Origin of the sequence: Halobiforma lacisalsi AJ5, from assembly GCF_000226975.2 — an archaeon.
GTDB classification, from domain to species: domain Archaea; phylum Halobacteriota; class Halobacteria; order Halobacteriales; family Natrialbaceae; genus Natronobacterium; species Natronobacterium lacisalsi.
Map to the genome: position 1 here is coordinate 3,659,075 of NZ_CP019285.1, position 12,854 is coordinate 3,671,928.

At 60.9% G+C, this 12,854-nt stretch carries 10 protein-coding genes; 7 read left to right on the forward strand and 3 right to left on the reverse strand.

Annotated elements, in window-relative coordinates:
- Window positions 1-128 precede the first annotated feature (128 nt).
- Both CHINAEXTREME_RS17780 and CHINAEXTREME_RS17785 read left to right on the forward strand, forming a co-directional pair.
- The gene (locus CHINAEXTREME_RS17780; RefSeq protein WP_010546664.1) at window positions 129-626 is read left to right on the forward strand and encodes an SRPBCC family protein; all 498 of its coding nucleotides are present in this window, start codon (window positions 129-131) and stop codon (window positions 624-626) included.
- A gap of 72 nt (window positions 627-698) precedes the next feature.
- Window positions 699-1,049 carry a winged helix-turn-helix transcriptional regulator gene (locus tag CHINAEXTREME_RS17785; RefSeq protein WP_007142536.1) on the forward strand — a complete coding sequence of 117 codons (351 nt, stop codon included), beginning with the start codon at window positions 699-701 and terminating at the stop codon, window positions 1,047-1,049.
- Between the two features lie 64 nt (window positions 1,050-1,113).
- On the opposite strand, the gene CHINAEXTREME_RS17790 is transcribed toward CHINAEXTREME_RS17785, so the two are convergent.
- Entirely contained in the window at window positions 1,114-1,860 is a 747-nt protein-coding gene (locus CHINAEXTREME_RS17790) for an SDR family NAD(P)-dependent oxidoreductase (protein WP_076738789.1), read from the reverse strand.
- A gap of 121 nt (window positions 1,861-1,981) precedes the next feature.
- Here CHINAEXTREME_RS17790 and CHINAEXTREME_RS17795 point away from each other — a divergent pair, with 121 nt between their 5' ends.
- On the forward strand, window positions 1,982-4,390 hold the full coding sequence (locus CHINAEXTREME_RS17795) for a hypothetical protein (RefSeq protein ID WP_007142538.1): 2,409 nt from the start codon (window positions 1,982-1,984) through the stop codon (window positions 4,388-4,390).
- Window positions 4,371-5,180: an NUDIX hydrolase gene (locus tag CHINAEXTREME_RS17800; protein WP_007142539.1), complete on the forward strand. Its 810-nt coding sequence runs from the start codon at window positions 4,371-4,373 to the stop codon at window positions 5,178-5,180. Before CHINAEXTREME_RS17795 ends, CHINAEXTREME_RS17800 begins: the two co-directional genes overlap by 20 nt.
- A 283-nt stretch (window positions 5,181-5,463) precedes the next feature.
- Here the strand turns inward: CHINAEXTREME_RS17800 and CHINAEXTREME_RS17805 are convergent, their stop codons facing one another.
- Together CHINAEXTREME_RS17805 and CHINAEXTREME_RS17810 are read right to left on the reverse strand one after the other, a co-directional pair.
- A complete protein-coding gene (locus CHINAEXTREME_RS17805; RefSeq protein ID WP_007142540.1) occupies window positions 5,464-5,910 on the reverse strand; it encodes a UPF0179 family protein in 447 nt (148 codons plus the stop codon).
- Window positions 5,911-5,966: 56 nt separating this feature from the next.
- Window positions 5,967-6,401 (reverse strand): DUF5820 family protein, encoded by a 435-nt coding sequence (locus tag CHINAEXTREME_RS17810; RefSeq protein WP_007142541.1) that lies wholly within the window; start codon window positions 6,399-6,401, stop codon window positions 5,967-5,969.
- 676 nt (window positions 6,402-7,077) lie between these two features.
- Here CHINAEXTREME_RS17810 and CHINAEXTREME_RS17820 point away from each other — a divergent pair.
- Genes CHINAEXTREME_RS17820 through CHINAEXTREME_RS17830 form a run of 3 tightly spaced genes read left to right on the forward strand, consistent with a single transcriptional unit; the run spans window position 7,078 to window position 12,785 of the window.
- Window positions 7,078-9,150, forward strand: a complete 2,073-nt coding sequence (locus tag CHINAEXTREME_RS17820; RefSeq protein WP_007142543.1) for a PrkA family serine protein kinase — start codon at window positions 7,078-7,080, stop codon at window positions 9,148-9,150.
- Between the two features lies 1 nt (window position 9,151).
- Window positions 9,152-11,437 (forward strand): PrkA family serine protein kinase, encoded by a 2,286-nt coding sequence (locus CHINAEXTREME_RS17825; protein WP_007142544.1) that lies wholly within the window; start codon window positions 9,152-9,154, stop codon window positions 11,435-11,437.
- Between the two features lie 16 nt (window positions 11,438-11,453).
- Window positions 11,454-12,785, forward strand: coding sequence for a YeaH/YhbH family protein (locus CHINAEXTREME_RS17830; RefSeq protein WP_007142545.1), 1,332 nt, complete (start codon window positions 11,454-11,456; stop codon window positions 12,783-12,785).
- Window positions 12,786-12,854: the final 69 nt, after the last annotated feature.

Genomic DNA, 12,854 nt, shown 5'->3' on the forward strand with positions numbered 1-12,854 from the left:
CCAGTAAAGTCTAGCGACCGGGGACAGTCGTGCGATCCGAACGGTCGATGCTTTGCGGCTCGGCCCTCGAGTCGTCGCTCGGAACCCCGCGGGTAACGCCCATTGTGGTTCGGACCGTAGTCTCGACGATGACCCGACTCCACCCCGTACGTACCTCGGACGGCCGCCAGCTCGAGGCCTCGCACGTGATCGCCGCCCCGGCCGACGAGGCCTGGGATCTCCTCGTCGACACGACCCGCTGGCCCGAGTGGTCCCCGACGATCCGTGAGGTGGAGGCTACCGACCGCAGGATCCGCGCCGGGACCAGGGGACGGGTCCGCGTTCCCGGCGTCTGGCTCCCGTTTCGCGTGACTCACGTCGACCAGGCCGAACGCCGCTGGGAGTGGCGCGTGGTCGGGCTCCCCGGACCCGGCCACCGCGTCGACGACCTCGGGCCCGACCGCTGCCGTGTCGCGTTCGAACTCCCGCTCGGCGCGGCCGGATACGCGCCGGTCTGTCTCGAGGCCCTCGAATCGATCGCGGCAGTGCTCGAAGAACCCGGCCACGACAGCGACGACGTGCAGGACGAGCGGTCCGGGACCGACGTCGGCGGGAACGCCGGCACTGACGTCGACGCGAACGCGTAGCTTCGTAACCCGATACAACCTGGTTCGGTTCCGAACTGCTATACCGTTCGAGTCCCAATCCGGATTCAGACGATGTCACGACCCCAGACCCCGCCCCAGGAGGAACAATCCGACGCCTGCCCCGTGATCGCGTCCCTCGAGCAGATCGGTTCGAAGTGGCGACTGGCCGTACTACACGAACTGCTCGAAGGCGAACAGCGGTTCAACGAACTCAAGCGATCGACGGGCGCGAACGCACGCACTCTCTCGCGGGTGCTCGACGACCTCGGCGAGATGGGGTTCGTCGAACGACGAATGGAAGAAGACGCCCCCATCGCGACCTACTACAGTCTCACCGCGAAGGGGGAGTCGCTCGAGCCGGTGTTCGACGAGATCGACTGCTGGGCGGGTAGCTGGCTCGAGGGTGACGAGTTAAGCCGGTAGTAGTTGTCGCGAAAACGATTCTAAATCCGGGACTGCCCGCAACAGCTGATTCGAAACCCGTCTCTCACGGATCCAGCCGTAATCCGCCATCGACAGGAATCCGGATGCCCGTTAGGTATTCTGCCTTATCTGACACAAGGAATTCGACGACGTTGGCAATGTCCTCGGGAACGCCCATCCGTCCCCACGGAACTCGCTCGTGCATTGCCTGAGTCCGCTCCGGATCCGACAGAATTTCCTCGTTCATGGGAGTTTCAAAGATTCCTGGCGCAATACAGTTGACTGCAATTCGGTGGTCAGCGAGCTCCAAGGCCATATCTTTGGTGAGCATATGTACGCCGGCCTTCGAGCTGTCGTAGTGGATTTTTTCGGTCCGTGGGACGGTATCGTGATAGCTGGAGATGTTAATGATGTTTCCCTCGATCCCTTCTTCGATCATGTGATTAGCGACCGCCTGACCGAGCAAGAACTGTCCTTTCAGGTTTACGTCAAGTACTCGATCCCACTCGGATTCGGGTAATTCAGTAAAGGGGTGTACTGTCTCCACTGCGGCATTGTTCACGAGGACCTCAATTGGGCCGAGTTGGTCGATAGTTTCCGCTACTATTCTTTCTACTTGCCCAGAATCGGAGACATCCCCTGGTACGGCGTTTGCTGTTCCCCCATCGTTCCGGATCTTTTCGGCAGTCTTCTCAGCGGCCTCTGGGCTGATGTCATTGACTGCAACGGCATACGATTCCGCTAATTGTATTGCTATCCCACGACCGATTCCTCCACCTGCACCGGTGACGAAAGCGACTCGATCGGTCATGTAGCTAGCTCTCATCCCTTTGCTGGAGAATCTTTTCCTTTCACAAGTAGTGAATCGCGAAAATCATAGTAACGGTATTGCGATAGAGCTAAATCAATAACAAATACATCAGTGAACACATATGGAGGAGGCCAGCAACGGCGATATAGAGACGGAGGCCACTGATCGCATCGTCATTGCTAACGGCCAATACCTGGACAAACAGTACTTCCACGAGGCGAGAAAGACGATGGCTCGTGACTGGGACCTCCGCAAAATCGCTTGGCTTGGCCCTCCATTGTGGGTAGTTCTGTCAGGTATCTCTCTGATTTATATTGGGATGCAACTCCGAAACGGTGTTACAGGCGCGTCACTCATCGGGACTTTTGATACGATCAGTGAACGAACGGCACAAACGGACCTATCCGTCTTGTACGGGCTCGTCCTGGACAACGCTCACTGGTTCGTACTCCTCCCTGTCGTCGTTTGGCTCCTCGTAACTGGACTGCCTATATTCCTAAAAAAGGCAATTGCAGCGGTCATAACCTCTATTTTCAAGATCGGACGTGGTTTCGTTCGGGCAAGCCGGAGTGTCAATCCCGAGACCTGGCAGAAATCGAACTACTGGAATCCATTCATGAGCCATCTTTCAGATCGAGATCCGCTCGTCGTTCTCAACCACGGATCGGATCAGTCGATTTCTGGCACATTCTCTGACAGTCCATATTACGGTAATGTCCTCGTTGATAGCGTGTACGTCGAAATAGAGGGGGATCTCGGATATCGACAACGGCTTTTCACCTACCTATACGATCATCGAGTCCGGTGGGGGTGGAGGATTCTTTTGGGGTTGAGCGCTCTTATCGTCGGAATGTGGACGATTGATCCGTTCCTCGAGATCCCGACCACACCAATGGGAGAAACCGTCCCATGGAGTCGTCTCGTCTTCGGCGCCGTGTTCCTCTGGGTCATTCTTGGCAGTGCAATGTGGATAACCCGCTACCCACAATTTCTCGTAGGCTTCCTAGGTGAGTCGGCGGGTCTGTCCCGATACAAGCGACTGCTTAACGAACCCGATGCGGAAGATTCAGAGCGTAGTGATGGGAGAATAGGCCTCAGTAACTCCCTGTGTGGCTATGGTCTGTTCTTCGTCAGCGAATTCCTCTACCAGATATTCGGATATCAACGCTATAACGTATCACTTGAGGCAGAATTACTCCCGGAACAGCCTAATAGAGAAGTACGGGCCGACGGTACCGGACAAAAAACCGAAAAATCACAGCGTACCTCGACTGATACCTCCGACGAAAACGGGGATCCATCTTTCCGCCCCGAAGCCTACGAGCATCCGACCTCGGAACATGCCGTGGCGGCAGGCCGCGAACTGCTCTGGTCAGCGGTCCCACGGGAATCGGTCCGAGAGGGCGGTGAGAACGAGGACATTACCCTTTCTCTATCGGGCGTGGACTATTACACCGTTACCGAAAGGAAACGGAGCCTACTTGCCCGACTGCTTAACAGGTTGGAGGGCCGAAAACGCGACGATGAAAACGGGACTGTCGCTCCCTCGGACGAATCATCAGAGTCGGAGCCTGAATCCGAAGGCCGCTCCGAAACCGAGGAGATATTCGTAAAAGAACGAGCGGGTCGAGCCTCCGGAATCCGACTTCCTGTAAAGAAATTCATGAGTGTTCCGCACGAATTGTCCCCTGAAACGGTCCGTAATCCCCCGAAGCCCGTTCCGGAAGTGTATCAGTTCGACGATGCAGAGGGAACGGAGTTAGCCTGGAACGAGGATACGCGTCATTATGTCCTCCTTGGTGGGGGCGAACATCAGCAGGCGATCAACAAACTCATCCTGGGGATGAAGGCTGCTGGATACGAAAACGTCGACGTCCTCGAAAACGCCTTTGCAAGCACCCAGCCGACCGAAGAACTGTCGATTAGTACCGCTCTCGACAATAAAGACCTATCACAATTTTGGAAGAGTCTTACCGAATGGTGGGAGCCGGGTCTACCACTCGAGAAAAACGCTATCGAGGAGCCCGCCTTCTTTCCCACGGAATACTTCGTGTCCGGTGTCTTCGGGGGAACGGAATTCTTCAGATCGGACGACGATACGTTCCTCCTATTCAGTCACGAAGCACCTTCCGATGACACCGATACGGAGATCTTTTTTCACGTGATCATCGGATTTAGTGCAGTCGCTACGAAAATCGGCTTCCTATATTGGCTCGATCAGTACGACGATGGGTTTCCCGACGTATCTCTCGATACAGGCTATCTGATTCGCCATCCAGGAGCCACAGCTATCGATGGGCTCGAGGATATCGGCCACCTCTACGCCAATCCACGACCCTGGCGAACCGGTGACGTCTCCCTCGAGTTCGACCGACAGCCACTCTCCTCGAATGAGCGGACCCAGAACGGCGTTGAAACGACCTCCCCAGATGGTTCGGGAGGCGACCAAACCGAACAGAATAATAACCGACGGGGCCTATCCTTCAAAGACTGTAACCTCGAAATCAACTATGACCCGTCTGGTTCCTGAGACGTACGACGATGATACCGTTTTCCTCTACGCTTCAAAGGTCGTCCACAATACAGAGACGGATACCTGGATCGTCCATATCGATCCGGATAATCGTCTCGCCGGTGTCGACAACACTCCGCTGGAAGAGATCCGGAACGCCGACCCGACCGTAACTACGGAGGGTACTCGTGAGATTTACGAGGGCAAAATCCTATTCTCAGCAGGCGTAATATTTCTCGTGAATGACCGGATCGCCCTCCTCCAACGGGACGAGGAAGCCCCGGCCGATCCAGGGAAGTGGACGTCCCCTGCTGGCCGATGTGAACACGACCCCGGTACCACCGCGCTCAAGGAGTTCTACGAAGAGCTCGTTATCACAGCCAACGAGCGGCCCGTGTTCGTCCAGTGGTGTGGGTGTTCGGACGAACACTTCGAGACCTACCGGAACGCGCTCTCCGAGCTTGGCAAGAACGAGCCCATAAACGATTGGCAAACGGTCCGAGCGGAGACCCCGGAATCGTTTCGCTCCTACTTCTCGACTGTGCGGACGAAATACGACGGGCGTCACTTCCGGGACGATCTCTTGACTTACTATGATACGGACGCCAACACGCTCGAGTTCCGGTTTGTCCTCCGAATTACCCCTTCTCCCGAATTTGCGTCATCACTTACCTTTGCCGACGGCGAATTCAACCGTGACATCGGGCTATTCGATCCCAAAACACTCCAGTCGATGTCGTCCGACGATCTCGTCTCGATGGATGCCTACTTCGCCCGAAAGGTGCTGTCGTCCGTCGATACAGTATAGATCGCATCCAAAATCCGGTATCTCATCATATGTATACTTCCTCAGTCGCTTGAAAAACTCCGAGGAGCGTACCGACACTCCGATCGGCTCGACGCTTACAGGGTAGTCGCCGTCGTTTGTCTGGTACTTCTGTGGTTTTGGACGGTTGAGGAATGCCGTCGTATTCAGTGCTCCAGGAAGAGTAACGACGACGTGACGAGCCAAGTTTTGGAATTGCTGTCGTGATTTTAATTCCTGGTTTCGAGGCTCGAGACTCCGCTACAGAGATATGAACGTACGGGACTTACTCGTCGGCGTCCAGTTCGACCAACTGCAGCGACCGGTCGAGGTGACAGACCTCGTGGGGCGGATCGCCGAGGATGTCCCGGATGCGATACTCCTCGTCGAACTCGAGGCCGGCCGGCTCGCAATACTCGTGACTCGGACACTCGACGTACGGGCAGGACCCGGGCAGGCTCGTCTTGCTGCCGGCGAACGCGCCTTTCGACGTGACGTTGGCCTCGATGGTAACTGGCTCGACCTCGACGGCGCGGACGCCGCCGTCGTGCATCGCACACTCGAGGGTCTGGGCCTTCTCGCGGACGCCGGTGACCCGGTACCTCGTGCCGGTCGAGAGATTCAGACACTGGCTGCGGTAGGGACAGCCGGCGCAGCCGTCGGCTTCCCCCTCGTAGACGAACTCGGTCCCCGGCTCCGCGAGCCGGGTGCCGACGAGCGTGACGGTCGACATAGAGGTCCGTACTCACCACGCGGGGTTAAGCCTCACGTCGCGTCGTGCCGAGGGACTCAGTCGTCGACTCGCCCGTCCAGTTCCCTCCCCGTGAGTTCGTCCAGCTTTTCGAAGTACCGTTCCCGAGGAACCTGGTAGCAGTCGCGGTAATCGATCTCACCGTCGTCGAACGCCCGCGCGAGTTCGCGACAGCGCTCGAGCGCGTCCCCCCTGGTGGAGAACCGACGAGCGCCCTCGAGGGTGACGTCGGGCTCGAGATAGAAGGTGACGAACCAGTCACTCGCTCCGGTCGTCGTCGGGTTCGTACCCGGACGTCGCGTTCGCTTCCCGTGGGTCAGGTACAGCGTAGGGAGACAGGCCGCAGGGAACTCGTCGCCATCGAAGACGTCGGGTCGATAGGCGAGGACGAGGCGACCGTCGTCGCCCTGGGACCAGACGGTCCAGGCGTCGGGGAACTCCGTCCCCGCTGGGGGCTCCGTGGGATCGCTCATGGCAGCGAGTTGGCGGGGCGCGCCTAAATGGGCGTCGTCCGGCCCGTCGCGTCTCTCAGTCAGTGCAGATCGAAGGGACGTATAACGCTCCGTACCTGTAACTGTCGATGACCGAGCGCGCGCGAGCCAGACACGGCATTGCAGGCCGTTCGTTTATGCCATCGGTCGCCGAAAATGAGGTGAGATACCAAGTGACAATCCGTCGTTCTGGCAGAAATCGCCTGGAATTAACTCCTGTCAAATACCTTTTGGGGCCAAGGTTAAGTACCTGGATTACTCACTCATTAAATACTATCGGTATCCGATCGCCGGACCGATCCACTCGGCGCCCGTCCCCGGCGCAGATAACGCGAGACCGAAGAACCGGTCGTCGCGCAACGAAGAGTGGTGGAAGGTCACACATGACATGGAAGACCGACGCCGACCGACGAGAGCCACCCGTCGAGAGCGCTCGGCGCGTGGGCGGCGACGGGACCGTGGAGATCGGTGCGGTGCGACGACGAACCCGTCGGCCGACGATGGACTCTACACACGCCCCGCACGACCGCGACCGCAACTGCAGCAGCCGCGACAGCGACGACCGGCGGCCGCGATCCGGGCGACGTGACGGAGCCGCGAACGACCGAGGCGCGCAGGCGGACGACCGACAGGCGGGGGAGACAACTTCAACGATACCATGACCGGTGACATCGAGACGCTCGAAGAGCTGAGCACTGAATACAAGGAATCGATGCCCGCTGACCTGCGGGAAACCAAGTCCTTCGACTGGTACCTCGAGGAGGTGTACGAGGACCCGAAGATCGCCCGCAACGCGCACCAGCGCGTCGCGGACATGTTCGACTACTACGGGACCACCTACGACGAGACCGAAGGGGTGGTCGAGTACCAGTTGGCGAGCGAGGACCCGCTCAACGACGGCGAGAATACGTTCTACGGACGGGTGATCCACCAGTCGATCCACGAGTTCGTCAACAAGGTGAAGTCGGGTGCGAGGCGACTCGGTCCCGAACGGCGCATCAAGCTCCTGCTCGGGCCGGTCGGCTCGGGGAAGTCCCACTTCGACAAGCAGGTCCGCCAGTACTTCGAGGACTACACGCTGCGCGAGGAGGGGCGGATGTACACCTTCGAGTGGCGGAACCTCTGTGACGTCGTCCAGGACCAGGACCCGGCCGACGACACCGTCCGTTCCCCGATGAACCAGGACCCGCTCGTGCTTCTCCCACTGGAGCAGCGCCAGCGGGTCATCGACGACCTCAACGAGCGACTCGACGCGCCGTACACGATCCAGAACGAGCAGTCGCTGGACCCCGAAAGCGAGTTCTACATGGACAAGCTGCTGGCGTACTACGAGGACGACCTCCAGCAGGTCCTCGAGAACCACGTCGAGATCGTCCGCCTGGTCGCCGACGAGAACAAGCGCCAGGCCCTGGAGACCTTCGAGCCCAAGGACAAGAAGAACCAGGACGAGACCGAGCTAACGGGCGACGTCAACTACTCGAAGATCGCCATCTACGGCGAGTCGGACCCGCGGGCGTTCGACTACTCGGGGGCGTTCTGTAACGCCAACCGGGGGATATTCTCCGGGGAGGAGCTGCTGAAGCTCCAGCGGGAGTTCCTCTACGACTTCCTGCACGCCACCCAGGAGCAGACGATCAAGCCGAAGAACAACCCCCGGATCGACATCGACCAGGTGATCGTCGGCCGGACGAACATGCCCGAGTACAAGGACAAGAAGGGCGACGAGAAGATGGAGGCGTTCAACGACCGTACCAAGCGGATCGACTTCCCGTACGTCCTGTCCTACGAGGACGAGGCAAGCATCTACGAGAAGATGCTCAACAACGCCGACGTCCCCGACATCAACGTCGAGCCCCACACGCTCGAGATGGCGGGGCTGTTCGGCGTCCTCACCCGGGTCGAGGAGCCCGACGCCGAGACCGTCGACCTGCTTTCGAAGGCCAAGGCCTACAACGGGGAGATCGACGAGGGCGACGACATCGACGTCAAGAAACTCCGCGAGGAGGCCGAGGGGAAGGCCGAGATCGGCGAGGGCATGATCGGCGTCTCGCCGCGGTTCATCGGCGACGAGATCGCCGAGGCAATTATGGACTCGAAACACCGCTCCCGGGGCTTCCTCTCGCCGCTTACGGTGTTCAACTTCTTCGAGGAGAACTTGGAGCACCACGGTTCGATCCCCGAAGACCAGTTCCAGACCTACTACCGCTACCTCGAGACGGTCCGCGAGGAGTACAAGGAACGCGCCATCGAGGACGTCCGCCACGCGCTGGCCTACGACGTCGACGAGATCCAGCGCCAGGGCGAGAAGTACATGGACCACGTCATGGCCTACATCGACGACGACACGATCGAGGACGAGTTGACCGGCCGGGAACAGGAGCCCGACGAGACGTTCCTGCGCTCGGTCGAGGAGAAACTCGACATCCCGGAGGACCGCAAGGACGACTTCCGCCAGGAGGTCTCGAACTGGGTCTCCCGTCGGGCCCGCGAGGGCGAGGCGTTCAACCCGCAGGACAACGAGCGCCTGCGCCGCGCCCTGGAGCGCAAGCTCTGGGAGGACAAGAAGCACAACATCAACTTCTCCGCGCTCGTGTCGGCCAACGAGTTCGACGACGACGAACGGTCCTCGTGGATCGACGCCCTGATGGAACAGGGCTACTCCGAGGGCGGCGCGAAGGAAGTGCTCGAGTTCGCCGGCGCGGAGGTCGCCAAGGCAGAGATGGAAGACTAACATGACCGGCAACGACTACGTCACCGAGGCCGACCGCGAACTCGAGGCGACCTACGAGGAGCCGATGAGCCTCGCGGCGTACGTCGACCGGATCTTCGAGAACCCGACGATCGCCTCCCACGCCTCGAAATATCTGCTCGAGGCGATCGAGGCCGCCGGTACCCGGACCGTCGTCGAAGAAGGCGAGGAGAAAGAGCGCTATCGCTTCTTCGACGACCCACACAACGACGGCGAGCACGCCATCCTCGGCAACACCGAGGTCCTGAACGGGTTCGTCGACGACCTCCGGTCGATCGCCGCCGGCCGGGCGAAAGACGAGAAGATCATCTGGTTCGAGGGCCCTACGGCAACCGGCAAGTCCGAACTCAAGCGCTGTCTGGTCAACGGCCTCCGGGAGTACTCGAAGACCCCCGAGGGTCGACGGTACACCCTCGAGTGGAACGTCGCGACGGCCGAGGCCGGCGAACGCGGACTGAGCTACGGCAGCGATCCGACCGCCACGGACGAGCAGAACTGGTACGAGAGTCCCGTCCAGGCCCACCCGCTCTCGGTGTTCCCCGAGGAGGTCCGCGAGCGACTGCTCGACGACCTGAACGACGGCCTCGACGACCACGTCCCCGTCAGGGTCGACGCCGAACTCGACCCGTTCTCGCGGGAGGCCTACGACTACCTCGAGGAGCGGTACCGTCGGGAGGGCGAGGAGGAACTGTTCTCGGCCATCGCCGACGAGAACCACCTCCGGGTCAAGAACTACGTCGTCGACGTCGGGCAGGGGGTCGGCGTCCTCCACAGCGAGGACGAGGGTCGCCCCAAGGAGCGACTCGTCGGCTCCTGGATGCACGGCATGCTCCAGGAACTCGACTCGCGGGGGCGCAAGAACCCGCAGGCGTTCAGCTACGACGGCGTGCTCTCGCAGGGCAACGGCGTCCTCACCATCGTCGAGGACGCCGCACAGCACGCCGACCTGCTCCAGAAGCTGCTGAACGTCCCCGACGAACAGTCCGTGAAACTGGACAAGGGGATCGGGATGGACGTCGACACCCAGATGCTGATCATCTCGAACCCCGACCTCGAGGCCCAGTTGAACCAGCACTCGGATCGCAACGGGATGGACCCGCTGAAGGCGCTCAAACGGCGGCTCGACAAACACCGCTTCGGCTACCTGACGAACCTCAGCCTCGAGACGGAGCTGATCCGCCGGGAACTGACAAACGAGACGGAGGTCTGGGAGGCCGACAGCTACGACGAACTCGAGAATCGCATCCGCGAGCCGGTGAGGGTGACGATCAAGGACCAGGACGGCGACGTCCGGACCCAGGAGTTCGCGCCCCACGCCATCGAGGCGGCCGCGCTGTACGCGGTCGTCACCCGGCTGGACGAGGAGAACCTGCCCAATGGGCTGGACCTGGTCGACAAAGCCAAGATCTACGATCAGGGCTACCTCCAGGAGGGCGACACCCGCCGCGAAAAAGAGGAGTTCGACTTCGACGACGACGGCGAGGACGGCGAACACGGGATCCCGGTCACCTACACCCGGGACACCCTCGCGGAACTCCTCCAGACCGACCGCGACCGACACCACGCCGAACTCCCCGTCGAGAACGTCGTCATGCCTCGCGACGTGCTGAACACGATGGCGGAGGGACTGGGCGACGCGCCCGTCTTCTCGACGGGCGAGCGCTCGGAGTTCGAGAACCGCGTCGTGCCGGTGAAAAACTACATCTACGACCGACAGGAGGCCGACGTCATCGAGGCCATCATGCACGAGAAACGCGTCGACGAGGAGACCGTCGGGGAGTACGTCGAACACGTCTACGCGTGGGAGACGGACGAACCGCTGTACAACGACCGCGGCGAGGAGGTCGAACCGGACCCGCTGAAGATGAAGCTGTTCGAGGTCGAACACCTCGGACGGTTCTCCGAGGACGACTACGAGGGGAACCTCCCCCGCGAGAGCGTCCGGAACTTCCGCCGCGAGAAGGTCATCACCTCGCTGAACCGCCACGCCTGGGAGCACCGCGACGAGGATTTCTCAGTCCAGGACGTCGACCTCACGGCGATCCCGGTCATCAAGAGCGTCCTCGAGAGCCACGACTGGGACGACGTCAAGCGGACCTTCGAGGACTTCGATCCTCGCCAGTGGGACGACCCGCCGAGCGGGACCGAGACGGCGTCGGTCAAGGCGGATACGATCGAGACGCTGGTCGAGGAGTTCGACTACTCCGAGGCGTCGGCCGAACTGACCAGCAGACACGTCATGGGACAGGTGAGCTACCGATGGGACTGAACAACGAGAACCGACCATGGGACTGAGAGACGACCTCGAACGATTCCGCGAAGTGGGCGAAAAGCGCCGCGAAGACCTGGCCGACTTCATCCAGTACGGCGACCTTGGGGGAAGCGGCGCGAGCCAGATCAACATCCCGGTAAAGATCGTCTCCCTGCCGGAGTTCGAGTACGATCAGCGTGACAAGGGCGGCGTCGGCCAGGGCGACGGCGACACGCCCGACACCGGCCAGCCGGTCGGCCAGCCCCAACCCCAGCCGGGCGACGGCGACGGTGACGAGGACGGCGAACCCGGCGAGGAGGGCGGCGAGCACGAGTACTACGAGATGGACCCCGAGGAGTTCGCCGAGGAACTCGACGAGGAACTCGGGCTCGATCTCGATCCCAAGGGGAAGAAGGTCATCGAGGAGAAGGAAGGCCCGTTCACCGATATGACCCGGACGGGCCCCGACAGCACGCTCGACTTCGAGCGGATGTTCAAAGAGGGGCTCAAGCGCAAACTCGCGATGGACTTCGACGAGGACTTCCTGCGCGAGGTCTGCAAGGTCGAGGGCTTCGGCCCCCGTGACGTCTTCGAGTGGGCCCGCAGCGAGAGCATCCCCGTCTCGATGGCCTGGATCGAGGAGGCCTACGCCGACATTCCCGAGGAGCAGCGCGACGAGTGGTCGTCGGTCGACGAACTCGAGTCCGAAGTCGAACGCGAATCGATCCAGCAACAGATCCGCCGGGAGGGGATCAAACACGTCCCCTTCCGCCGCGAGGACGAGCGGTACCGCTACCCGGAGATCATCGAGGAGAAAGAGAAGAACGTCGTCGTCGTCAACATCCGGGACGTCTCAGGCTCGATGCGCGAGAAGAAGCGCGAACTCGTCGAGCGGACGTTCACCCCGCTGGACTGGTACCTCCAGGGGAAGTACGACAATGCCGAGTTCGTCTACATCGCCCACGACGCCGACGCCTGGCAGGTCGAACGCGACGACTTCTTCGGCATCCGCAGCGGCGGCGGGACGAAGATCTCGAGCGCGTACGAACTCGCCCAGGAACTGCTCGAGGAGTACCCCTGGACCGACTGGAACCGGTACGTCTTCGCCGCGGGCGACTCGGAGAACTCCTCGAACGACACCGAAGAGCGGGTGATCCCGCTGATGGAGGAGATCCCGGCGAACCTCCACGCATACGTGGAGACCCAGCCCAGCGGCAACGCGATCAACGCCACCCACGCCGAGGAACTCGAGCGCCACTTCGGCCCCGACGCTGACGACGTCGCGGTGGCCTACGTCAACAGCAAGGGGGACGTGACGGACGCGATCTACGAGATCCTCAGTACCGAGGGTGAGACCGATGAGTAACGAAGCGAACTTCGTTCGCTTCGGCCCTCGCGCAAGCGCGAGGACCCTTTCGATGGCACGCGAAGCGCG